The 24255-nt window shown below is 52.4% G+C and carries 21 protein-coding genes and 1 pseudogene; 14 read left to right on the top strand and 8 right to left on the bottom strand.

Features of this window, described 5'->3' with window-relative positions; all coding sequences use genetic code 11:
- Nucleotides 1-50 precede the first annotated feature (50 nt).
- The 5 genes from glmM to VB741_RS04165 all read left to right on the top strand — a co-directional run bounded on the left by glmM (nt 51) and on the right by VB741_RS04165 (nt 4991).
- The gene (gene glmM / locus VB741_RS04185) at nt 51-1478 is read left to right on the top strand and encodes a phosphoglucosamine mutase (protein ID WP_323363890.1); all 1428 of its coding nucleotides are present in this window, start codon (nt 51-53) and stop codon (nt 1476-1478) included.
- A gap of 223 nt (nt 1479-1701) precedes the next feature.
- A complete protein-coding gene (rpmG, locus tag VB741_RS04180) occupies nt 1702-1890 on the top strand; it encodes a 50S ribosomal protein L33 (protein WP_006516708.1) in 189 nt (62 codons plus the stop codon).
- Nucleotides 1891-1899: 9 nt separating this feature from the next.
- Nucleotides 1900-2115: a 30S ribosomal protein S18 gene (rpsR, locus tag VB741_RS04175; RefSeq protein ID WP_323363889.1), complete on the top strand. Its 216-nt coding sequence runs from the start codon at nt 1900-1902 to the stop codon at nt 2113-2115.
- Between the two features lie 108 nt (nt 2116-2223).
- Nucleotides 2224-4275, top strand: a complete 2052-nt coding sequence (locus VB741_RS04170) for a ribonuclease catalytic domain-containing protein (RefSeq protein ID WP_323363888.1) — start codon at nt 2224-2226, stop codon at nt 4273-4275.
- Nucleotides 4272-4991: a class I SAM-dependent methyltransferase gene (locus VB741_RS04165; RefSeq protein ID WP_323363887.1), complete on the top strand. Its 720-nt coding sequence runs from the start codon at nt 4272-4274 to the stop codon at nt 4989-4991. The genes VB741_RS04170 and VB741_RS04165 overlap by 4 nt, the downstream gene beginning before the upstream one ends.
- Here the strand turns inward: VB741_RS04165 and VB741_RS04160 are convergent.
- From VB741_RS04160 to VB741_RS04150, 3 genes are all read right to left on the bottom strand, one after another.
- On the bottom strand, nt 4981-5937 hold the full coding sequence (locus VB741_RS04160; RefSeq protein ID WP_323363886.1) for a pentapeptide repeat-containing protein: 957 nt from the start codon (nt 5935-5937) through the stop codon (nt 4981-4983). The genes VB741_RS04165 and VB741_RS04160 overlap by 11 nt on opposite strands.
- Before the next feature lie 277 nt (nt 5938-6214).
- Nucleotides 6215-6976, bottom strand: a complete 762-nt coding sequence (locus tag VB741_RS04155) for a pentapeptide repeat-containing protein (RefSeq protein WP_323363885.1) — start codon at nt 6974-6976, stop codon at nt 6215-6217.
- Nucleotides 6977-7002: 26 nt separating this feature from the next.
- Nucleotides 7003-8478 (bottom strand): P-loop ATPase, Sll1717 family, encoded by a 1476-nt coding sequence (locus tag VB741_RS04150; protein WP_323363884.1) that lies wholly within the window; start codon nt 8476-8478, stop codon nt 7003-7005.
- 263 nt (nt 8479-8741) lie between these two features.
- Here VB741_RS04150 and VB741_RS04145 point away from each other — a divergent pair, with 263 nt between their 5' ends.
- The gene (locus tag VB741_RS04145) at nt 8742-10079 is read left to right on the top strand and encodes an ArsB/NhaD family transporter (RefSeq protein WP_323363883.1); all 1338 of its coding nucleotides are present in this window, start codon (nt 8742-8744) and stop codon (nt 10077-10079) included.
- Between the two features lie 95 nt (nt 10080-10174).
- Here VB741_RS04145 and VB741_RS04140 read toward each other — a convergent pair whose 3' ends face one another.
- Nucleotides 10175-12073 (bottom strand): ABC transporter ATP-binding protein, encoded by a 1899-nt coding sequence (locus VB741_RS04140; RefSeq protein WP_323363882.1) that lies wholly within the window; start codon nt 12071-12073, stop codon nt 10175-10177.
- A 359-nt stretch (nt 12074-12432) separates the two neighbouring features.
- On the opposite strand from VB741_RS04140, the gene VB741_RS04135 reads away from it, so the two are divergent.
- Together VB741_RS04135 and VB741_RS04130 are read left to right on the top strand one after the other, a co-directional pair.
- Nucleotides 12433-13497, top strand: coding sequence for a hemolysin family protein (locus VB741_RS04135; RefSeq protein ID WP_323363881.1), 1065 nt, complete (start codon nt 12433-12435; stop codon nt 13495-13497).
- Between the two features lie 506 nt (nt 13498-14003).
- Entirely contained in the window at nt 14004-15902 is a 1899-nt protein-coding gene (locus VB741_RS04130) for an alpha/beta hydrolase (protein WP_323363880.1), read from the top strand.
- A gap of 7 nt (nt 15903-15909) precedes the next feature.
- Here the strand turns inward: VB741_RS04130 and VB741_RS04125 are convergent, their stop codons facing one another.
- On the bottom strand, nt 15910-17454 hold the full coding sequence (locus VB741_RS04125; protein ID WP_323363879.1) for a phytoene desaturase family protein: 1545 nt from the start codon (nt 17452-17454) through the stop codon (nt 15910-15912).
- Between the two features lie 3 nt (nt 17455-17457).
- The gene (locus VB741_RS04120; protein WP_323363878.1) at nt 17458-17898 is read right to left on the bottom strand and encodes a hypothetical protein; all 441 of its coding nucleotides are present in this window, start codon (nt 17896-17898) and stop codon (nt 17458-17460) included.
- Nucleotides 17899-18124: 226 nt separating this feature from the next.
- On the opposite strand from VB741_RS04120, the gene VB741_RS04115 reads away from it, so the two are divergent.
- Nucleotides 18125-18865, top strand: coding sequence for an HAD family hydrolase (locus tag VB741_RS04115; RefSeq protein WP_323363877.1), 741 nt, complete (start codon nt 18125-18127; stop codon nt 18863-18865).
- A gap of 22 nt (nt 18866-18887) precedes the next feature.
- A complete protein-coding gene (thyD, locus tag VB741_RS04110; protein ID WP_442786287.1) occupies nt 18888-19811 on the top strand; it encodes a thylakoid membrane protein ThyD in 924 nt (307 codons plus the stop codon).
- Nucleotides 19812-19857: 46 nt separating this feature from the next.
- Here thyD and VB741_RS04105 read toward each other — a convergent pair whose 3' ends face one another.
- A complete protein-coding gene (locus VB741_RS04105; protein ID WP_323363875.1) occupies nt 19858-20430 on the bottom strand; it encodes a thioredoxin family protein in 573 nt (190 codons plus the stop codon).
- Nucleotides 20431-20483: 53 nt separating this feature from the next.
- Here VB741_RS04105 and VB741_RS04100 point away from each other — a divergent pair, with 53 nt between their 5' ends.
- On the top strand, nt 20484-20888 hold the full coding sequence (locus VB741_RS04100) for an NIL domain-containing protein (RefSeq protein ID WP_323363874.1): 405 nt from the start codon (nt 20484-20486) through the stop codon (nt 20886-20888).
- A gap of 8 nt (nt 20889-20896) precedes the next feature.
- On the top strand, nt 20897-21361 hold the full coding sequence (locus VB741_RS04095) for a hypothetical protein (protein ID WP_323363873.1): 465 nt from the start codon (nt 20897-20899) through the stop codon (nt 21359-21361).
- Nucleotides 21362-22165: 804 nt separating this feature from the next.
- On the opposite strand, the gene VB741_RS04090 is transcribed toward VB741_RS04095, so the two are convergent.
- Nucleotides 22166-23068 (bottom strand): alpha/beta fold hydrolase, encoded by a 903-nt coding sequence (locus VB741_RS04090; RefSeq protein WP_323363872.1) that lies wholly within the window; start codon nt 23066-23068, stop codon nt 22166-22168.
- A gap of 448 nt (nt 23069-23516) precedes the next feature.
- Here VB741_RS04090 and VB741_RS04085 point away from each other — a divergent pair, with 448 nt between their 5' ends.
- Together VB741_RS04085 and VB741_RS04080 are read left to right on the top strand one after the other, a co-directional pair.
- Complete coding sequence (locus VB741_RS04085) at nt 23517-23837, top strand: hypothetical protein (protein WP_323363871.1); 321 nt, start codon at nt 23517-23519, stop codon at nt 23835-23837.
- A 53-nt stretch (nt 23838-23890) separates the two neighbouring features.
- A pseudogene (locus VB741_RS04080) lies at nt 23891-24255 on the top strand (hypothetical protein); the annotation flags it as partial.

The raw sequence follows: 24255 nt of genomic DNA, 5'->3' as shown, positions 1-24255 counted from the left end.
TTACAGATGTTATTCTCCACTGTGAGTGAGTGTCGTTTGGAGTGTCAAGTATGGTAGCGTCTTCGCTTAGATTTCCGCAGGCTGACTTTGGTAACGGTTGGCAGCCCCTAGATTTACCCACCACCCCCCTATTTGGAACCGATGGAATTCGTAGTCGAGCGGGGGAATTGCTCACAGCTCCCCTGGCCCTACAGGTTGGTTTTTGGGCGGGGCAAATTATGCGTCAGCAGCAACCGGGAGCGATTGTGATCGGCCAAGACTCCCGCAACTCTAGCCCGATGATTGCGGCAGCTTTGTCCGCGGGCCTGACCTCGGCGGGGTTAGAAGTTTGGGATATGGGACTCTGCCCAACGGCGGCTGTGGCTTACATGGCAGCTGACGTGAATACGGCTGGTGGCATTATGATTTCAGCAAGTCATAATCCACCCGCTGACAACGGCATTAAATTTTTTGGGGCGAATGGCACCAAATTAGAAAAGGTAATCCAAGGGCAGATTGAACAGGCCTTGCGCCAAGGCTCTTGTGCGGGTGCGTTTAGTCCTGGGAACCAATGGGGTAAAACCTATCAACGCCCTGAACTGGTGGAGCGTTATGTTGACTTTTTACACCAGCCGTTTCCTACCCAGGCCCATTTAAGCGGCATGCGCATTGTCTTAGATCTCGCCTGGGGTGCAGCAGCTGGTGTGGCCCAGAAGGTGTTTGAGGCCACGGGGGCAGAAGTGATTGTGATTCATGGCCGGGCCGATGGCAATCGGATCAACGTGAACTGTGGGTCCACCCATTTAGCACCCCTGCAGGCAGCGGTCAGTGAACATAATGCTGATATCGGGTTTGCGTTTGATGGGGATGCCGATCGGGTAATGGCTGTGGACAGTCAAGGCCGGGTGGTGGATGGTGACTATATTCTGTACTTTTGGGGCCAAACCCTGAAACAGCAGGGGCAGTTGCCTGACGATACGATTATTTCGACGGTGATGGCCAACTTAGGCTTTGAGCGGGCCTGGGAAAACCTAGGGGGAACCTTGGTGCGCACCCAGGTCGGGGATCAATATGTGAATGCAGAAATGATTGCTCGGGGCGCTATGCTCGGTGGCGAACAATCGGGCCATATTCTGTGTCATCACTATAGCCTCACTGGAGATGGCATTCTCACGGCCCTCCATCTGGCTGATTGGCTAAAACGTGCTGATTGCTGCCTACCCGATCTGCTGGACCAAAGCTTTGCTCCATACCCCCAAAGATTGAAAAATATTCGGGTGGAAAGTCGTGAGGCGCGTCTTCAATGGGAAGGCTGTGAGCCTTTGCAGCAGGCAATTATGAAAGCTGAGTCGGCCATGGGTGAGCAGGGTCGAGTACTGGTGCGGGCATCGGGCACTGAGCCGTTGATCCGAGTCATGGTGGAAGCGGCTGATGCTGCTCTGGTTGACCATTGGACAGATGCCTTGGCTGAGGTGGTATCGATGCACTTGGCGAGTTAAATAGGCGGCTGTTGACGATGAACCGATCTATGTTCAACAGCCTTTGCGACAGTCTCAATCTAGAAAAGCCCAACATAGTTCAAACCATTGCTATGTTGGGCTTTGCGATCTTAATTGCAACCTGTGAGGGCAAAACTGATTTTCTATGACTTGCATCTGTCCATAGCGGTGTGACATTATAGATCCCCTATGTCAAAATTCTTGCTAGCTAGCACCATCGATCATGGCTAAAGGCGTTCGCATTATTATTACGTTGGAGTGTACGGAGTGCCGTAGTAACCCCAACAAGCGGTCTAAAGGGGTTTCCCGCTATACCACTCAAAAGAATCGTCGGAATACCACCGGTCGATTAGAGCTGAAAAAGTTCTGCACCCATTGCAACACCCACACTGTTCACAAAGAGATTAAGTAATCTAGCACTATGGCCTATTTTCGCCGTCGGGTATCACCTATTAAGCCCGAGGAAAAGATTGATTATAAGGATGTTGATCTGTTGCGTAAGTTTATTACGGAGCGGGGAAAAATCTTACCCCGTCGGATCACGGGTTTGACAGCTAAGCAGCAGCGAGATTTAACCGTTGCAATTAAGCGTGCACGCATACTGGCACTACTGCCCTACGTTAACACCGAAGGTTAGGCGCTAGACTCACCGCTATTAACTGAGTTCTGTCCCTATGGCACGTCCTAAGGGTTCTAGGGCTACGGTAATGTCGACTATAAACCCCAAAGCCAAGGATCTAGGTGGGTGGAAAAGGGAACGCTGATCGAGTTTAAGGTGCAGGGACTCCCTCGATTGGGGGTGGCCGATCGCCCAGAAGGTAAAAAAAACTGGGTGGTGGTCGATGGTAGTGGTCATCCCCATGTTTTACATCCTCGTCAGATTACCTACACGATTGAGAATGGCAGCTATCAGTCTTCGGATATAGCTGCTTTTCTGGCTGAGGTGGAGCCGAATCTGGATTCAGATAACCTAGAGGTTGCCTGGGAATTTTTGCATGAAGCTGGAGAGTTGACCGACCCAGCTTCTTTGGCATTGTTGTTATTTTCAGAGCAGTCACCATCGCTGTGTTACGCGGCCCATTGTTTGCTTACGAACGACAAGATTTTTTTTAAGCGTAAGGGTGATCGCTATGAGCCCCGTTCGGTCAAGCAGGTGGATGAGGTTCGCCATCAGCAGACCCGCGAGGCGGCTCAAAAGTTAGAGTGGGAAGGTTTTTTGTTGCGATCGCAACAAGCACTCGCTGCCCACCAGTCCTCCGAGACATCGGACTCCCCTGGTTCTGTAGAATGGGAAAAAACGGATCGTTCTCGTTTAGACCTGTTAGAACGCTACGCGACCCTAGGGGAAGATTGCTCCCAAAAAGTAGCCGCCCAGGACATTTTAAAAGCTCTAGGCTATGGCTTGGGAGCTGAAGAGGCGTTTCAGCTGTTGGTGGATCTTAGATTGTGGAGTCCCCACGAAAACTTAGCGCTGCGGCGTAGCCAAATTCCCATCCAAATTCCTGATGAGATTAGTGTCATGGTGCAGCAGCGTATCGATAATCCGCCCCCGGATGCAGATGCGGACCGGTTGGATTTGACCCATCTCAAGGTCTACACCATTGATGATGAGAGCACGCGTGAAATCGATGATGGGCTCAGTTTAGAAACCTTAAGTGACGGTCGGGCACGCATTTGGGTCCACATTGCAGACCCCACCCGATGGCTATTGCCAGGGGATGATATTGACCTAGAAGCACGTCGCCGCTGCACAACGGTCTATTTGCCCACGGGTATGATTCCCATGTTTCCTGAGGCTTTGGCCACCGGCCCCATGAGTCTGCGCCAGGGCGAGGTGTGCTGTGCCTTGAGTTTTGGCATCGTCCTAAGTGATGCGGGGGCCGTTGACGAGTATGAAATTTCCACCAGCCTGATCAAACCCACCTATCGGCTGACCTACGAAGACGTGGATGAAATGTTGGAGTTGGGTCTCAAGGCAGAACCAGAGCTGAATGCCATTGCTGAATGGGCCAAAAAACGGCGGGATTGGCGTAAGTCCCAAGGGGCGATTTCCATCAATATGCCAGAGTCATCGATTAAGGTGATCGATGAACAAATTACGATTGATGTGTTGGAAAATTCCCTATCGCGTCAAACCGTCGCAGAAATGATGATTTTGACCGGGGAAGTGGCGGCTCGTTATGGTGAGGCCCATGCCCTGGCGATGCCATTCCGCAGTCAGCCGGAACCAGAACTCCCCTCGGATAATGAGTTATTGCAGCTCCCGTCAGGCTGGGTCAGGGACTCGGCCATTCGCCGTTGTATGCCCCGGAGTGAGATGGGTATTAGTCCGGCTCGCCACGCCACGTTGGGGTTGGATTTCTACAGCCAGGTCACCTCGCCCATCCGTCGGTATACCGACTTGCTGGCCCATTTTCAGCTCAAGGCCCATCTGCGGGGAGATAGTTTGCCATTTTCTCCGGAAGAAATGACAGAACTTACCCAGGGCGTGTCCACGGCAGCCTATGAGGCGGTGACGGTAGAACGCCAAACTAAACGCTACTGGGCGTTAGAATTTTTGCGCCGCGAAGGCAACCATACTTGGGCCGTGATGCTGCTCAGGTGGCTGCGGGAGCATGAAAATTTGGGATTAGTCATTATTGAGGATTTGGGCTTGGAGCTGGCCATGCGATTTGACACGCCACCGCTTCTGGGAGAGCGCTTCGATGTCCGGGTGGTCCATGCCAATCCACGACAGGATTTTATCCGGTTGGAGCTGGCCTCCGCAGCGGTGGTTACCAGTGAAGCGGTGGCATGACGTCTGGGCCATTTTTGCACACAACACCGGACGAGGTGTTATCGGAGACAACTGAACAGCTGGTGGCTATTCCCTTTAAGGGGAAGACTCCCCGACAGTTTCGCCTAATGCTCCCCGTGAGTATTGACGTGCTGTTGGATCACCCCACCACCTATGCGGCCTTTGACCAGGATGAATATATGCCCTACTGGGCGGAGCTATGGCCGTCGGCGTTGATGCTGGGAGAGGCCATTGCCCAACGGGCTTGGTCCACCGAGATGCAGGTATTAGAAGTGGGTTGTGGGCTAGGACTGCCGGGGTTGGTGGCCCTAGCCTTGGGGATGGAGGTGGTCTTCAGTGACTATGATGTGGCGGCATTGGGGTTTGCCGCGCGCAATGCTCGGCTGAATGGGTTTGAACAGTTTCGCACGCTGCCCTTGGACTGGCGCTGCCCACCGAACGATCTAAAAGTGCCTTTGATATTAGCGGCCGATGTAATCTACGAAGCGCGCAACATTGCCCCGTTGATTCAGCTCATGGCGACGGTGTTAACACCGGGGGGTGAATGCTGGCTGTCGGATCCGGACCGTCCCCACAAACAGGAATTTCAGCAATCTCTGAGGGACCAAGGGTTTGAGTTTGAGGCGTTGCCGAGAAGCTTAGAACGCTTGGGGCAGCCAACGGTGCAGGGAACGGTGTATCGGATTATGAGCCCTTGGTTAAGGATTAGTGGATGATCGCGCCCTGCGATCGCAACCAAGCTTTCTCTAACCCTGTCAGCCCCACCACATTACAAAACACCGTTCCCTGGACCGAAGTCCGATGCCAGAGCACCCCCCGGAGGTGACTGCCTTGGATCGTGGCATGGTCTAAACGGGCACCGTAAAAATTTGCCCCTGATAGTTCAGTTTTAATCAGGACTGCATGGTCCAGGATCGCCTGTTGAAAATTGACGGCGGTCAATGTGGTGTGGGTCAAGTTAGCCCAAGTTAAATTCGCCTTTTGGAACGTGGCACCGGTGCCATTAGCGCCGGTTAGATTAGCCTGGTTGAGATTAGCACTCGTCAAATCGGCCTGGGTGAGATTGGCCTGGGTCAAATCTGCTTGGCGTAAATCGCATGCCTGCAGATGGGCCTGATATAGCTGAGCACCGTGGCCTTTAATACCGTAGAGTTCGCCCCCATTGGCATGCACCCGATGCATGTGGGCCCGGGTGAGATTTGCCCCCACCAAACGTGCCCGTCGCAGCATGGTGTTACTGAGATCAGACTCAGTTAGATTCGCTTCATCCAGCTCAGCTTCGGTGAGGTTTGCACCCCCTAAATTAGCCTGAGCCAGGTTGGCCTGAGTCAGGTTGGCCCACATTAAGACGGCCCCCAGTAAATTACCTCGTCGGAGACTAGCAGCGGCTAAATTGGCGTGGGCCAAGCTGGCTCCACTCAGATTGATATCGGCCATGCGGGCAGATATCAGCTGGGCTCGCTCCAGATTGGCTCCCCTTAAATCGGCCCTGGTGAAATTCGCCCGAGCGAGATTTTCGCCACTAAAGTTAGCACCCCGAAGCTTGGCACCGGCTCTGTTCAGATGACTAGCGGGTGCATATTGCCTGGGGAGGACTAATTCTCTCGGAGATGCACCTGGGGTATCTCCCCATCCATCGGCCATAGTATCCTTCGATTCCATCGGGATTGAGCCCGCCAGGCCGGTGTTTCTGGCTGTTACTGATTGAGAGGATAAATCGATCGAGCAAAAAGAGCCCCATGGCAAATTTTTTCAGATTCAATCATCCCGAGGATCAGCAATGTCTTTGTCCTGGATATGGACGTTGTGAGATCTAGGTAATTTTGACCATAGTGTATGGGGGTCTGTCACCCAGGGAGGACCTATCTTTTACGTAAATTCACATAATTATATTGTTTAATCACCCAGGCAGATTACCCCTTAGGGATGGGCGGCAGATTTAATCATGGGATCGCTGTTCCGCACAGTCTCGATCCAGTTGCTGACCATCAGGCATAATCGTCCGGCATAGACGTGCGCCTTCTAGATCTTCAATGTGGACATCTGCCCACCGGAGTTCCGCTTCGCTGAGGTCCGCATCCCACCAGTTGACTTCCCATAGTTCGGCATTGCGTAGGTTGGCTCCCTGTAAGTTACTGCCCTGTAAGTTGGCTCCCCTCAAGTTGGCATATTGCAAGTCAGTCGCCCTGAGGTCAGCCCCTTGAAGATTCGCTCCCCTGAGATTGGCCTTGCTCAGGTTAGCCAGGCTTAGGTTGCAGTATCGGAGATCTGCCTGGGGGAGTTCAATTTCAGCTAGGTTTGCATTAGAGGCTTCTAGCCTTTGGAGAGACCGACCATCTCGATGCAGTTCTTCTAGGGCTTGATATCGGGCATAACTGACGGACATCTGATTGGCTGCGGCCAGATCGATCACGCGCCAGGCATCATAGTGCCGCTGTGCCCGCCGATCAGGGGCCCCTTTGAGATAGAGGATAACGGCGATCACAGCGGCGATTGATTCGATATCACTGAGCAGGGTGCTGAGGACTTTCCACTGTTGCGATTGGACTTGGGGGGCCAGGGTCTGTTGGATGTCGGGAGCCACTGCTAGCACCTTTAGAGCGAGCAGGGCGATGACGGCTAAAGTTGCCACTACCCATGTGGGCACCGATTGCATCCAGCGTTCAACGGGGTGGTCTGGGCGAGTGGATCTCCATTTCATAGAGTGATTTTACCGGCTGGGGGAGTCTAGGGTGATGACTCTTTTAGGTGGAGAAAGCTAGTGCAGGCTGGATGAATGCGAAAGCGCTCGATATTTTCCAGGTTGATGGTGGGTACTTCGTAGTGGCCCAAATAGGCCCCGGCAAGGCTGGTGCGTCGGTTGGTGCGGTGGGGGACCCAGGCTTTAAGAAAGCCAATTTTCCAGAGCATCTGTTTGAGTTCGAGGTAGTCCATGTCAGAGACCCAGGTGGCGGCTCGTTCGACATCATACTCCCCACAAACGATGGCTAAGAGTAAATAGTCCAGGTCTTCCTTTTTGTATTGGCTGCGTTTGCCTCGAAAGACTTCGAATACATCGAGTAGGTGGGGATAGTGAAATCGATACTCTGAGGCGAGGTCGCGGATTTTTTGTTCAGAGTAGGCTTCTTCGGCGGTTGCGATCGCAACCTCATCAATCCGCCGACCCGCCAAAGAATACTCAATCCGCTCAGCACAGAGTTTACAAAACTGCAGTAACTCCCGGGGACGCAGCTGGGTACGGTCAATAATATAGTCTAAGGTTTCTGTCCCACTAGACTTCATCTGGCCGACGAAGATGGACTGCCAAAGCTTGAGGGCATCCAACTGCGTTGCCTGGGGAAAGGAATGGGCAATACGGCGAGCGATCAGCTCCAGTAGTTCATTTCTGCCCCACCGGATCACCTCCACATCTTCGCGAATTTTCTGAGCATCCTCGTAAATCTGAGGAATGTTATCAAACAGCTCCTGCCGAATCGAAATATACACCCGCAAATTGGGACTGATCAAATTGAGCTTTTGAGTCGCTTGGAATAATCCAGCAATAAAAAACTTGGCATCTTCCGAATTGTCCCACCCCTTATCTAGCTCATCAATCAGCACCTTGATCTTGGTATTTTGCAGCACCGTTTGCAGACTGGGCAACAGGGTTTTAATTTCATCTAGACTGTAGAGTGCCTGGAGTTCTTGGCTGCGCAGCCCCCCCGCCTTAGAGCTGGTTTTGACCTGTTCAATGCGTTTGAGATAATCGACCAGCGTAATGATAGAACTGGTTTGCTGAAATAGGTTTTGCCGGGTCACATAGTCATAAATATTTTTAGTCGCCCCCAGCAATAGCCCCCGCTTCGTTTGGGCAATGCTTTTGAAAATTAACGTATAGAGTAAATACTGCCAGGCTACCGAGTAAGCACTTTGCTTCCGCCAAGATCCATCTTCCTCACTGGCAAGGTGATCCGAAAGTAGCTCATAGGAATATTCCTCCGGAGATAGCTCGAGGATCAGGTTTCCTTTGCGAGCTTCTGTAGTCGCAATGTACTTAAAAATGGCACTTTTCCCCGCCCCCCGATTGCCCACCAAAATAGTCTTACGACCGCTCAGAAACTTCTGATACGTGGCGTTGGGATAAAAATATTCTGCCAAACCGAGATTAATGTCCCGCTCGGCAGAATCTGAACCTAGATTGAGTTCCCTGATATCTAATCGCATGGAGCATATTCATGCAGATTGGTTGGTCTCAGTTTATCGTGTCCTTGAGATTGACCATAGTACCCCCCAAGGGTACCTATGATGGCTCCCGCTGATTGATCAAATCCCAAAATTGGACGAGTTGGTTGATCAAGTATGCCTTAATCATGACAATGGGTTAGGTGTGCTAATTTACGCGTTTGATCGCCTATTACCGCTTCCCAACACATCACTTTTGCCAATTTTGTACAAATTCTAATTCTCTTACAGGGTTCAGATCCACCATGGTAGAAACTTGGCAAGCTTTAGTGGCCTCAATCACCTTCGTCATAGTGATTTTGGCGATCATGACCGAATGGATACAGTTAACGGTTGCCGCTCTTTTAGGCGCACTGGTATTAGTCTTTTCCCACATCATGTCTCTTACAGAGGCAATGAACTACATCGGCAACGGCTACCCTACGCTGGCACTTTTTTTTGGCGTGATGGTGCTAGTACGTGCTTTTGAATCTACCCACGTTTTTGAATATCTCGCCACTCAAATGGTGATAATGGCAAACGGAGAAGGTAAACGCCTGCTATTGGGGATTGTTGCCATTACAGCTCCCATTTGCGCAATTTTACCAAATGCGACAACAGTGATGCTATTGGCACCGTTGATGCCCACCATTGCTTCAGAACTTGAGGTCGATTGCGTGCCACTGCTCGTTCTATTGGTATTTGTGGCTAACAGCGCTGGTCTGCTGACCCTGGTGGGTGACCCGGCTACCTTTATTGTTGGCGACGCGATCAACATAAGTTTTATCGACTATTTGCAGAAGTTGAGCCTAGGGGGTGTCGTTGCGATCGCAGCCATCTTAGTGCTGCTGCCCATTCTCTTCCGCGATATTTGGAAATGGCGAATAACAGACCTCACAGTATTACCCCACCCCAAAATCCACCGGCCCACTGTTCTCGCCCTGGGGGGTGTAGTGATTGCACTGATGCTGACTTGCTTTGTAGTGGGTGAACTTTTCCCCGTGCCGATTACCCCTGCTAAGGCTGCATTAATGGGTGCGGCACTGGCCTTACTGATCGCCCATCAGAGTAAACTCGACACCGTGCACAACATTCTCCAAGATGTCGATTGGAGTACCCTCATCTTCTTTATGTGCACCTTTGTCCTCATTGGCGGGTTAGAAAAAACAGGAGTCATTGGTCAGCTCTCTCAACTCCTGGCTGTTTTAATTGGCAAGAACATTATGCTCGGAGCCATTGTGATGGTTTTTGTGATTGGACTGCTCTCCAGCTTTGTGCCAAATATTCCGTTGGTAGTGGCCATGGTACCGCTGCTCAAGCAGTATCTGGTTACCACCGGACTGGTGGTGGGGCCAGAGGTGTTAAGTCCGACCTTTACTGGAGAGTTTCCTCCCGAAGTTCTGCCCCTCTTCTACGCCATGATGTATGGCGCTACCCTCGGCGGCAATGGCACCCTGGTAGGAGCCTCGTCCAACATTGTGGCAGCTGGCATCGCCGAGCAGCACGGTCAGAGTATTTCATTCCAGCATTTTTTGAAGTACAGCATTCCGGTTACCGCCGTGCAGTTAATTGTGGTCGCGATTTATATTTTCATAAGATTTTAAGCCTTGATTGCCTCCGCTTTGGGCAGAGTCGCCCGGTGGACCCGGGCCCGTTGCTGACGCTGGCATCATTCAAGACGGGGGGCATGGCATGGAGGTTAGGATGCGATCGCACCCCTGGCCACCTGTAATTCCTGAATCCGCTCCAGGGTGCCAGCGGGAATAGCAGAAATCAGCTGCTTAGTATATGCCTGCTGGGGATGGTTATAAATTTCATCGGCGGGACCGATTTCTTCCACGCGCCCCTGGTTCATCACCATGATGCGATCGCTCATGAATTTCACCACCCCGAGGTCATGGGAAATAAATACGTAGGTGAGGCCAAACTCTGCCTGCAGCTCTTTGAGTAGGTTGAGGACTTGGGCCTGCACGGACACATCTAGGGCAGAGACCGACTCATCGCAAATAATAAATTTAGGGTTGAGGGCTAGGGCCCGGGCAATGCAGATCCGCTGGCGCTGCCCACCGGAAAACTCATGGGGAAACCGGTTGACACAACCTGGATCAATATCCACCCGCTCCAGCAGGTAGGCAACCCGTTCGTTCAGGTTGCGACGGCTGCGGATCACCCGATGAATCTTTAATGGTTCCGCAATGGCTTTGCCAATGCTCATGCGGGGGTCAAGAGAGCTAAAGGGATCTTGGAAAATCACCTGCATCTCGCGCCGGAGCTTGCGCATATCTCCCTTGGCTAGCTGGCGAATATTGCAACCTTCGAAGAAAATATTTCCAGCCATGGGCTCTACCAGCCTTAACAGGGCACGCCCCAGGGTGGTTTTACCACAGCCCGATTCGCCAACGAGGCCAAAGGTTTCGCCTTTGTACACATCAAAGGACACATCATCTACGGCCAAAAAGGTGCGAGTAGTTTGGCCAAAGACGCCCTTGACGGGATAGCCGACCTTGAGATTTTGTACGGTGATTAAGGGGGTGTCACCGCTGATTTGGGCTAATCGGTTAGCGGTTTCGTCAGGGCTGACTTCTGCGGTGAGTTTATTAGCTTCGTCGGAGTCAAAATGACGGGAAAAGATTTTGATTTCGCCATCGGGTTCCTCTTGCACTTGCATATAGTCAGCTACGGTGGGCAGCTTACGTAAGCGCTGATCGGGCCGGGGACGACAGGCCAATAGCCCTTTGGTGTAGGGATGTTCTGGTCGGTCAAAAATTTGATCTACGGCACCATATTCGACGATTTTGCCGCGATACATGACGGCGACATCGTCGGCAATTTCGGCAATGGTGCCTAGATCGTGGGTGATGAAAATCATGGACATGGAGCGTCGATCCCGCAGGTCTCGCAGCAGGTCTAAAATGCGAGCCTGGACGGTCACATCCAGGGCGGTGGTGGGTTCATCGGCAATCAGGAGGGAGGGATTGCAGGCGATGGCCATGGCGATCATCACCCGCTGTAGCTGACCGCCGGAGAGTTGATGGGGATAGCGCTTGAGGATGGCTTTTTTGCGTTCCTGGACAGCGCGGATAATGGCGTTGCGATCGCTAATCTGCTGCTCCCTAGCTACCAGGGTACTCAGCTCCTCATCGCTGGGCAGGAGTTTGACCTCCTGAAGACTAGCCATGGCCTGCTTTTCTGCCTCGGCTTGGGTCAGGGGCTGGTGCTGCTGAATCGCCTCAATCAGTTGAAAGCCGCAGGTATAAACCGGATTTAAGGAACTCATGGGTTCCTGGAAAATCATGGCAATTTTTTCCCCCCGGTAGCTCTGGAGCTGTTTGGGGGAGACCTGACATAAATCGACCGGGGCAGTGCCAGCTTGTTCTGAGAAAAGAATTTCCCCCTGGGTAATCCGCCCCGGTGGGTTGGGGACTAACCCCATGAGCGATAGGGAGGTGACGGATTTACCCGAGCCAGACTCCCCCACAATGCCCAGGGTGCGACCCCGTTTCACCTGAAAGGAAATGCCATCAACCGCTTTGATCACGCCGTTGGCGGTGTCGAATTCGACCTTTAGGTTGCGAACATCGAGGATGGTTGCGCTCATAGATGATTAAGTAGGGCTAGGGGGTGAGATCGGATGGGGTCAAACATTGGAGATGGCAGCGGATCGAGATGCAACCTTAATTATCGGCTAGGTCAGAAAACCTGGGGTTGTCTGTGTATCTATTTGGGAGAAGGCAACTATTATTTAATTTAGATTGATTTAGAGTTAGACACTGGGACTTCGGCAAATCTGCCCTAGTGAGATGGTGCAAAGGATCAGTATGTTGGAATAGCCACTGCTTTAGCAAAAACACCCATTTTTGCGGGTCTGAATCCTATATGGCGACTGTGTGGGCTTAGTTAGCCAGAATCATAGCAATCCTTCGCCACTGATTGTTGAATGTTGTCTCTACTCCCATCATGGCTCAACTTGCGATCGCAGTTTTGATCGTTTTAATCGGTTCCGCTCTTTGTTCTGCTACTGAAGTGGCGCTGCTGTCTATTCCCCTGCTCAAAGCCCGACAACTAGCCCAAAATCGTCATCCAGCCAATGTTGCTTTATTAGCCATTCGGGAAAAAATCAACCGACCCATTGCCACCGTTGTTATCCTCAATAACGTCTTCAACATCTGCGGCAGCTTCGTAGTCAGCCGCCTAGCCGCAAACTTGTTTGGCAACGTCATGCTGGGAATTTTTTCTGGCCTGATGACCTTTTTGATCATTCTATTTGGCGAAATTCTGCCCAAAACCATTGGTGAACGCTACGCCGAACAGTTGGGACCACTGATGGCGATTCCAGTGCGCAGCCTGGCCTGGCTAATGACGCCGATTATTTTAACCCTAGAAAAGCTGACGGCACCCCTGGTACAGGGAACTCAACGTCCCGTAACCAATGAAGCAGAAATCAAGCTATTGGCGATGTTGGGCTATCAAGAGGGGCTGATCGAAGATGATGAAGCCGAAATGATCCACAAGGTCTTTCGGATGAACGACATCGCCGCAGAAGACATCATGACGCCACGGGTAGCCATTACCTCCATTGAGGGCAATCAGTCCTTAGAATCGGCTCAGCAAGCAATTATGCAGTCGCAGCATAGCCGCATTATTGTCACCGGCAATGAGCTGGATGATGTGATGGGTGTGGCGCTGAAGGCGGAGCTCTTAGCAGCCCTAGTCCAGGGTCGGGGACAAGATCCGGTCACCAGCTGCATGCGTCAAGCCAGATACATCCCAGCCACCGGACGAGCCGACAAACTTTTAAAAACCTTTCAAACAGCCCGTGAGCATCTGATGATTGTGGTGGATGAATACGGGGGCGTATCGGGAGTAGTCACCCTAGAAGATGTACTAGAAGTGCTCATTGGTGAAATTGTCGATGAAACGGATCGCAACGTAGACCTCCAAGCATTAGCCCGACAGCGACGGAGAAGGTTGTTACAGCGTCAAGGGTTTCAGACGGATTTTAAGCGAAACCTCGCAGATTAGGCTATGGCTGCCATGGGACATTCGACACAAACATTTACAACATCATCTGTGCGCTCAAACACGTCCAAGTTGAACCCTGCTGTCCCCTATGGATTCTCCGTTTGAGCAGACTTGATTAGAAAACTGGGGAAGCTATAGCCCAGCTACTAGTCCATGATTTCCTGACCCCATGATGCCAATGGGAGTTTGGGTGGTCATTCTAAAGTCAGATATGGAATCCATCAGAGTCAGGACCTCATCTGCCCCTTGGTCCCTAAAGCAGCCCTGGGATGTCCGGCATCCCAGGCATCTGCCTGAATTAACTAATTAGTCAAACCCTAGGGTGAGCCTAATCTAGTTTTGTCAAGGCAATCAATGTAGCCGATCATGTCTAATTTTGATTGCTATGTTAGAGATGATTCTGACGATTTTATGGCTGACCGTAAGACTTGGGGACTTGGGGTGACAGCTTACTGGCAAATCGTCCGCTTACCCAGATCCGATTCACTATGTTTCATCTTGCTCCTATGGCATCTCGACTGCCTCGGCTGGCCCAGTTTGTTCCTGCTCAACCGTTTGGACCGTTGGTCAATGGTTTGAAGTCATGGGGATTAAAACCCTTGGGGTTGAATCGATGGCGGCTGGTGGCGGCGATCAGTGCGGTGGCCTTGGGAGGAATGACGGGGGGATCGGTGGAAGCCGCAGAGCGGATCAACATCCAAGTGGGACCGATCAGACAAACGCTCTATGTGAGCGATCTGGAAGAATTCGCTAAAACCGGACAGGTACCCTCCCGCCTAGGGATTTACCGGGGGCTATTGACCCCTGAAATTCAGGCAATGCTCAACGATCGGGTGACCCTTGACCCAGTCATGGCCGATCGCATGGTGGCAGATATTTTGGCTTCACCCAACGGGGAGCTCCTGTTAGATTCCTTAGCCAGGGTCGCCCCTGACCTCACCGTGGAGCAAATTCGGGGAGCCATTCGCCTGGCAGCAAAGCAGACCGCTGGTTTAAACGTGCTGGGGATCTTGCGAGCGGTGCCCCAGGAGACGTTGGATGTGGATCTAACGGCAGCCTTAGCGCTGGTATCCCAGCTCAATCTATCGCGGTTAGAGGGAGATGCCCTGAGCACGGTGCTTGAGCAAGAACTGCTGGTGAGCGATGATATTGATTTACCCAACGACCTTGACCCCACTGTGCAGGGGACAATAGCCGTAACCGAGCGCTCGTTTAAATTTGTGGATCGGGCTCGCGACCGGTTGATTCCCGTTGATGTGTATGTGCCCGATCAGGCAGTGGTGGAAGATGCGCCATTGGTGGTGCTTTCCCATGGATTCGCAGCCGATCGGCGTTTTCTAACCTATGTCGGCCAACATTTGGCTTCCCACGGGCTGACCGTCGTAGCCCTAGAGCATGTGGGGAGTAACGTGGATGCGCTGAATAATACGCCAATTGATCCGGCGGCCCTAGAGGAACCTAGCCGCATCCTGCCAGCCAGTGAGTTTCTAGATCGGCCCCGGGATGTCACCTATGTGCTGGACCGGCTGACCTGGATGGAAAAAGCATCCCCCACGTTAGGGGGGAAATTTGACCCAGAACGGGTGGTGCTGATCGGCCATTCCCTGGGGGGATATACCGGGTTCGCCTTGGCCGGTGCCCAGCTCGATCTATCGGCACTGCCGCCTTTTTGTGACAGCCTGACGCCCGTGGGGCTATCGCCAGCGGATTGGCTACAGTGTGCGGCGGTGGACCTGCCGGAGGTGACAGCGGACCTGAGGGATGAGCGAATTGTCCAAGTGATAGCGATGAATCCATTGGTGGGGCGATTGTTTGGTCGTCAAGGGCTGGCGGATGTGGCAGTGCCTAGCATCATTTTGACGGGGACTAAGGATGGGGTGACGCCCACCCTGGCACAGCAACTAGGTCCGTTCCACCAGCTGCAGGGACCTGACCACCATTTAGTGGCCGTGATTGGGGGCACCCACCTCAGTGTGGGGGATCCTGACAATGTGAATGAAGCCCTCACCCAGGTTCCCTTTATGCCAGAGCTATCGGGAGAGCAAACCACCCAGCTACGCGAGTATTTGAAAGCGTTGGCCCTAAGCGTGGCGATGCAACAGACCGAGCAGGCAGAGACCTACCGCGTCTTTTTGCAACCGGCCTATGCCCAAAGTTTTTCTACCGGTCCATTGCCCCTACGCATGACTCAAACCCTACCGGACAGTGTGCTGGGCTGGCTGAGAACGGTGGCCCCCGACCAGGCGCGATCGGGGGGTGAAACCCTGAAGTCCTGGGCTCATTTGAGTACCTTTGAGGCGAGGAAGTCCGTGGGCAGTGTGCAGCGTCGGATGATGGCCTATCTACGCCAAGAACAGGTGTCGATTACGGTGCTTTATTGGCCGATGGGATTGCCTTGGATTTAAGGGAGTGTCAGGGGCGTTCAGAAGCGTTCAGGGGCGTTTTACACGTCTGCAAGTCGAGTAAGGCCGCCGCTTCCCTGGGACTTACTAGGCTGTTGGCACAGAGAATGCCGGAGGCCGCAACGGCGGGAACACCGATGCCGGGAAGGGTGCTATCGCCAACTCGATACAGCCCCTTAATGGGGGTGCGACAGCCGGGGAAAAGGCCTTGGCCCGCGGCGATAGCAGGACCATAGGTGCCTTGGTGACGGCGGAGAAAGCGCTGGTGGGTGAGGGGGGTGCCAATGAGTTGGAGGGTGATGCGATCGCAAATATCCGGCACCACCCGCTGTAACGCCCGCAGCAGCGGCTGGGCCTTAGCTGCTTTTTTCTCCCCATAGTCCCCATCCCTCTGCCAGCCTGCATAGGGTTCCAGGGTATAAGCGTGGACCACATGGTGACCGACAGGGGCTAAGGATGGATCGAGCACCGACGGAATCGAAATCATGCAGGTGTTGCCAGGAGCGGTGATGTCCTGCTCCCGGTCGTGCACCACCACATGGTGAATGGTTAAATCCTCCAAACCCTCAGCACGAATGCCCAGATGGAGGTGCATAAAACTGTCTACTGCTGGCGTTGACAAAAACTTTTGGCGATACTTTTGCGGTAGATCCGCCTCGTCTAGCAGATGATTACAGGTGTCCCACAGGGTGGCGTTGGAAATTACCTGATCAGCGCGGATGTGCTCCCCCGTTTGCAAAACAATGCCTTGGGCCTGGTTTTGCTCAACCCAGATTTTATCCACATGGGTCCCCAGACGGAGCTCACCGCCCCACCGTTTAAGCCCCCTGACCAAGGCCTCCACAATGGCCCCACTACCCCCGATCGGATAGTCAATCACCGAGGTGGCCCGCTCGCCAAACATAAAGGCCATTTCCGGCGCTACGGTCTCATGGGCCTTCATCCCAGACAGCAAAAAGCATTCCAAATCAATCAGCTGTCGTAGCCATGGGTCCCTGACGGTTTCATCCACAAAGTCCCCCATGGAACGCCCTAGCCCTCGCAGTTGGGGAAGCAGCTGCACCATAGCTTTTGGAAATCGCTGGGCCAGTAATGGCAACAGCCAACCATCGGCCCGCAGAGCCAAGGTGGGAATTGCCCCTAGGGGACGGTAAATGGCCAGCATTTTTTCCGTCAGGGCTTGGAGCTCTTGGGCCGCTTGGGGGCTAATCTCCGCCAGGGATGCCTGGTAATGGTTAGCATCGCCGTAAATAGCCAGGGTGCGATCGGGAAAGTGGTAGTGCCCTAAGGGATCGTAGGCCACCGCTGCAACGGACTCCCCCAGGGCGCTCAACACCTCCCGGAGGGGATTGCAGGAGGTGGGGTCCGCCAAACCACAGTAAAAAGACGGCCCAGAGTCAAAGGTAAACCCCTGACGTTTAAACGAGTGGGCGGCACCACCGGGTAGGGTGTGGCTTTCACACACCAACACCCGCCGTCCGTAACGGGCAAGCAACCCGGCCGCCACCAGACCACCGATACCGCTGCCAATGACGACAACGTCATAGGATGCCATGGATCATCGAATCAACATTTGTTCAATATCGACCAGATGCTCCCGCACAGCGAGTTCCTCTTCGGGGTGAATATCCTGCAGCTGATTGATGCGCCTATGGGTGGAGCGTTCCAGCTCTTGCGCCTCATGCAGCAGCAGCAGGTACTCATCCGTGGCTTCTGGCTGGTTGCTGATTTGGTTGAGGCGTTGGGTGATGGCTTGGTGCTCTCGACCACAGTAGGCCTTGGCCGCTTGGATCTGGGCCTCGGTACCACCGGACTTGACCACAGCATAGATGTCCATAAGCCGTTGATACTTGTCTAAGTAGGTCGAATCAACGTCTTGAACAATGGGATGGCTGAGCACATCCCTGGCATTAGCACGGCGTTTTCGTTGGGTCCACCACTGTAAAAGCACAGGAATGGCTGTTGCACTGATCAGGTTCTTTTCGGAAAGTAGATGCATAGGTTACAAACCCAATGGACTAACCAGGAAGGCTAAAGCTAATTCCCTATCGGGTAATAGCTAAGGGGTAATATTTAATACTAAAGCGTCATTGGTACACTTGATGTCTAACTTACAGACATGTTTGATAATGTTTGTTTTTATTCTCATTTGGGGTCGCTTAGCTCGCCCGAGTATCCCTCTATCAGGGGATTGATCAAGATCTCTAATCGCGTAATTTGGCACAATGCTTAAGGCCGTCTTTTTTGGTTTTCACGGTGTCATTGTCAATGACGATGACGTTCATCCCCAGCTGATTGCTCAGTTATTGTTGGCTGAAAATCTGCGGTTTGATCCAGATGAGTATCGAGAGAAGTACTTGGGCCAAAGCGACCGCGCCCGACTGACGGCAATTTTGCAGGCCCGGGGCCGCTTTGTGCGCGATGAGTATTTGGATGGACTGTTGCGCAAGAAGGCAGAGGGCTATGGTGAATGGCTGCGATCGCAGCCCAAACTCAACCTCTATGCAGGTCTGGGCGATCTGCTATTTCGCATTCGCAGCAAACAATACACCACAGCGATTGTGACCGGTGCCCAGCGCACCGACGTGGAACAGATATTGGCAGCAACTAAGCTCACGGATCACTTTTCGTTAGTGGTTTCCGCCAGCGATATGCCCGTGTCGGCGAGTAAACCCTCCCCCTTGAGTTATCTGGCCGCCATTGATCAGCTCAATTTGCTAGACCCGACCCTGGCTCTCACCCCCCAAACCTGTCTGGCCATTGAATCCTGCTTTGCGGGGATTGACGCGGCTAAGGCGGCGGGTATTCCCGTGGTGGGTGTGGCCCAGGTCTATCCGTATCACATGATGCAACGCTGTGCTACATGGGCGGTGGATTACCTAAACCAAATTGACTTTGATTGGATTGCCCCACGGTATGAAGGGGGATCGAATACCGCTACCATGGAAGGAAAACCAGCCATGTAGCCGATCCAGGGAGTAGTTAATGATGAAAGTGGCAGTAACTGGGGCAACAGGATTTGTGGGCTCACGTCTAGTGCAACGACTCCATGATGCGGGCCACCAGATTAAAGTATTTACCCGTAACCCTGATCGGGCCAGAAAAATATTTCCTGAGTCTGCCTATGGCCAGGTAGAAATTGTGGCCTATACTCCCCAGCAGTCCGGCGATTGGCAAGCCGAGATTGCCGGCTGCGATGGGGTGATTAATCTCGCGGGGGAGACGATCGCAGAACGGTGGACCCCCGAGCGTAAGCGGGAAATTATGAACAGCCGCGCGCTGGGCACGGCCAAGCTGGTGGAAGCCATCGGCATGGCCTCAGTCAAACCCAAGGTGATGGTGAGCGCTTCGGCCATTGGGTTCTATGGCACTAGTGAAACAGCTGAATTTTATGAAACCAGTCAACCCATTAAGCAGGATTTTCTGTCCCAGGTGTGTCAGGCGTGGGAAACGGCAGCGGACAAGGTGACCGCCTATGGCACCCGCTTGGTCACGGTGCGCATTGGCATTGTGTTGGGTATGGGGGGTGCGATCGCAAAAATGCTGACACCTTTCCGCCTTTACGCCGGGGGCCCCATCGGTAGCGGCAAGCAATGGTTTTCCTGGGTCCACCGCGATGATCTCGTAAGCCTGCTGATGCAGGGCCTCACCGAGGAAAACATGACCGGTATTTACAATGGCACCGCCCCCCACCCAGTGCGCATGACCGCCATGTGCGACGCCCTCGGTAAAGTGATGAACCGTCCCTCATGGTTACCCGTGCCTGACTTTGTAATCGAGACCTTGCTGGGGGATGGCGCTGTGGTAGTGCTCGAAGGCCAAAAGGTCCTGCCCGAACGCACCCAGTCCACCGGCTTTTCCTATGCCTATCCCAAAATAGAAGCCGCCCTACGGGACATTGTGGTGGAATAGCCATTTTGCTAAATCACCTGAGTTAAATCACCTGAATTCTCTAAACCTACTGCACCACCTGGGCGCCATGGCTGCGGGGATCATCCGATCCACCAGATGGTTGTAGCACCGTCTCCACACCTGAGGTTTGGCCTTTCGCTTGGGCATAGGGTAGTTTCTCCCCCACCACTAACGCCGTCAAATTCTCCGCCAGCACAGCCCGAGGAATTTCACCCATGGCAGCACCTGCATCATTCCCCGCCCCATCCAAAAAAACGAAATGGGGAATGCCATCCACCCGGTAATGGAGCATTTCCGGCAACCACTTGGTATTATCCACATTCAGCATGACAAAGTTCACATCCTGCTGATACTCAGCCTTCAGCTGTTGCAAATCCCCAGCCATAGCCTGACAACTGGTACACCAATTGGCGTAAAACTCCATCAAGGTGGGTTTACCATTGGCCATCGCCTGCTCCAGGGGTAACGAGTCCTCGGCCATATCCGATAGGGATGCAGCCGGAGTGCGAGTTTGCAGCCCCACAACAACCACCACACTCAACACTACGGCTACGAGCACCACCACAAAATTTCGTAAGCGTTGGGCCAGACCGTCAGATTCAGGAGAGTTAACCGACATAGAATAAAAAAGCGCCTGCGGCGTCACAACAGCATCTTCTTCAGTCTAACGGAATGAAAAAGCGCGTTACCCTAACATTTCCAAAACAGACGGTGAATATGCCCATCACCTATCGGCTAGCCAAGGATTTTAACGTGGCAGCCAATATCATTCGGGCCCAGGTCGCCCCCAACCAGGTAGGCAAAGGCGTACTGGAACTATCAGGCGACATTGACCAGCTAGACGAAGCCATTGACTGGATGCGTAACCAAGGCATCGACGTCTCCCTATCCAGCCGAGAAATTCTGATCGACGAGGACCTTTGTGTCCATTGCGGTCTATGTACAGGGGTGTGCCCCACAGGCGCATTACGCCTAGATCCAGACAGCTTCAAACTCGTCTTTAACCGCGCCCAATGCATTGTTTGCGAGCAATGTATTCCTACCTGTCCGGTCCAGGCAATTTCCACCAACCTTTAAGAGTACCGATGAAAAAATGGCCCTGGCTATCGCTACTCCTTTTATTCCTGGCCTACATGGGGTTTGGTGCCTTTCTGAATACTCGCCACAGCGCTGATGTTATCTGGTGGTTAGCCGCTGCCTATGCCGTGGTCGAAGCAGCCCTATTAACCATTTTCTGGAAACCCCTACGTAACTTTCTGCTGCTTGGGTTTCAATCCGACGTGGGCTACACGGCAATGGCATTAGTGAGCGCATCCCTCGCCGTGGTGGTCGTTACCTGGATTCAGATTTTTATGTACTTTCTCGTGATGCTGGCCGCAGCGTTGCTACTCAGGGTGGAATTAAGAATTCGCGATGTTGGCAATAGTTTGGCGTTTGTCACCATCCTGGTGGTTTCGCTCATGGGGGTATGCCTAAGTCGTCTGACCGTAGACCTCCTCATGAATCCCCCACCTGAAACTCAAGCTGCAATTGGATTGTGGACACTCTAAAAATCGGCATACGCCAAACCGCGTAGACCGTTCCTTAAGCGATGCTATGGATAGCACAAGCGTTTAACTGTTGCCCCTACCTCGTGAAACACATTCGTGTTCGCGGGGTACTTTTTTATTTAAAACGTTTAACTGAAAGCGTTTAACTGTTTCCCATGCCTGGCCCTTACTGGCCCTTAGTACCCTTCACCACTAATACCCACGGGTCTTGGCAAAGGGTTTGGTGCCTGGAATTGACCTACCTAAGGTTAGGTTGTAAGTAGCGAACACATCTTACCTGTATCATAGCTCACATAATTGAAACATAGGCTGAGATGGAGTAACTACTCAGCCTATAGCAAAATCCCTTTAAACCTTAGTCAGAAAGGATTTTAGCCAATTTCATAGAAAAGGAGATTCTCAATTAGAGTCAAAAATTGGCTCCTTATTGCAAAAGCTGATTTTTCTACGTATTCTAAGAAAATCATCATGCACTACATATAGTGTTTTGAGAATGTTGTTGTCTAAATGTATAGCCTGAGTAGTTACGAGATGGAATTATGGACACTCCAGAAATCGACACAGGACATGCCATTTATCAGTTGGTTTGAGCGATTCTATTTACAGCACAAGCGTTTAACTGTTGCCCATACCCTGTGAAGCACATTCGTGTTTCCAGGGTACTTTTTTGTCTAGTTTTAACTGGTCTCGTATTTCGTCTGTTTTGAGGGTGAAAGCGGAGAGACGTCGCACAAAACGTCTAACTGTTGCTCAAGCACTATTGGCACCAAGGAATTATCAAGGGAGAAGCAGCTCAGCTAAATCCTAATAGACTAAGCTGGCTGCCGCCTTCCTTTGCACCCAATCGGTGATCAATGGATTCACCAGTTCGGGTGCTTCATCCTGGGGGCAATGGCCCACTCCTTCGAGCGGTATAAATTGTTCGACGACGTTATATTCACTGAGTTCCCGACCAAGTTCAATCGGTTCCCAAGGATCGACGTCGCCCCATAGCATTAATACCGGGCAGGTGAGCTGGGGGAGCAAATCTTCAGGGAGTGGTCCCTGGGAATAGCTGATAAAAGCGACAAAGACATCTACGGCTGCCGGGTCGCGGGCGGGGGCAAGCAGCAACTCGATCAGTTCGTCGGTGACGGCTTCTTTGCGACCGTAGGCTTGGCGTAGGATATTTTTGAGGGTTTTAGGTTTAGCGAGCCGGGAGAAAAAGAACTGGCCAACAGGCTTGTAATTGAGGATCGCTTGGATCAGGGGGGTGGGAGCGCTTCGGTACCATGGCAGGGTGGCGCGCTTACGATCATGGAGTAGGCGCAGGGAACAGTCGAGGATGACGAGGCCCAGCACTTGGTCGGGGGCCATGGTGGCAGCTTGCATGGCGACGATGCAGCCGATGGAGTTGCCGACGAGGAAGGTGGGTTCGCAGATAATGTCTTGACAGAAGTCGATGATTTGTTGGCCCCAGGTTTCGAAGGTGTAGGGGAGAGGCTCTCCGGGGGTGGGCTTAGCGGACTGACCGTAGCCGATGAGGTCAATCGCGTAGACACGATGGGTGAGTCCAAGGTCGGGAAGATTTTTGCGCCAGTGGTCGCTGTGGGCTCCGAAACCATGGATGAGGAGGAGTGGGGGGCCGTCAGTGCCTGAGGTTTGGTAACGGATGGGGAAGCCTTGCCAGGTCCAGAAGTGGTTTTTGGGGGATGGATATGGGGTCATGGAAGGGGCAAGTCACGTAATACTTCTGGATAAAGTATTACGTAATCTGTGTTGTTCTGCTTACAGCAGATCGCTAGCGCCACAGTACAGCACAACACCCAAAATTGATGCCCCGCTCAAGGTCTGGGCCATTGTCAATAATCTAAGCCCCTTTCTCCCGGAGGCAAAGAAAACCGGGCAATCTTTAGCCGAGTTCTTGGGTGCTCACCTCCATGACCTCCCTTGGATGGAAGCTCTGAACCTATTCACCGTAGGTGCTTTAGACGAACTTCTTCCACTTAACAATTAGCAGGCACCAATTTTGGATCTATCTGGTAAAAGCATGGTTGATGACCAGGGTTACGGGTGTAATTAAAAGTGACAGTAAAACATATGAACTATCCTAGTCGATATTGAATCTGAGGGAGGTTACAATCAAGTCATCATTATTTGACTAGGGTAATACAATATGTCTGTGCCAATTGAGTCCTCTTCCGATAGTCCCTCCAACAGTTTGGAATCTCGCTTGAGTGCACATCCAGAACTCAAAGTAAAAATAGAGAGTTTGTTGTCGGTAGTGGAGAATGCTGACGGGGATCTCAAGAGTGCGCATGAGGCAGAACAGCGAGTGATAGAAGAGATTCAAAAGCTGGGACAATCAGCACTCCAAGGCTGGGCAACCCAACAAAATGAGAAACAAAGAGAAACGTTTGTCAAGGCTAATAGCCAAGCTCATCGGAGCCGAAAAAAACACTCTACTGGTATACCCGATTCGGTGAAATCAGAGTAGAAGAACAAACGTTTATGTCCCACCAAAGAGGACGGTTAATCCGGCCTTTTTCGATGAGTGCTGATGTGCATTGTCGTAGCTATTCATTACCGTTACAGCGAGTGATTACCGACTTTGGTGCCGATATATCCTTTGGTCGGATTCCGAGCAAGCTGAAAGAGCATCATGGCATAGCGGTGCCGATTAGTTCAGCCCAGGCGATTACTCAATCTCACGCCCAGGTCGTCCATGAAAGCCAAGTGCTGAGCGCTGAGATTCCGAGCCAACCCGGTGTCAGCCAACTGATTGCGCAAATGGACGGGACGTTGCTTCCCATTGTGGAAACGACAGCCGGTGTAACCGCAGCAGGAAGCCCGATTGACCGTCGTAAAACGCGTCAGGTTAGCTTCAAGGAAGCTCGGTTGGCATTAGTGCGCGT

The sequence above is a fragment of the Leptothoe sp. PORK10 BA2 genome (assembly GCF_034932105.1).
Taxonomy (GTDB): Bacteria; Cyanobacteriota; Cyanobacteriia; order Phormidesmidales; family Phormidesmidaceae; genus Leptothoe.
This window is presented reverse-complemented; position numbering and strand designations above follow the sequence as displayed.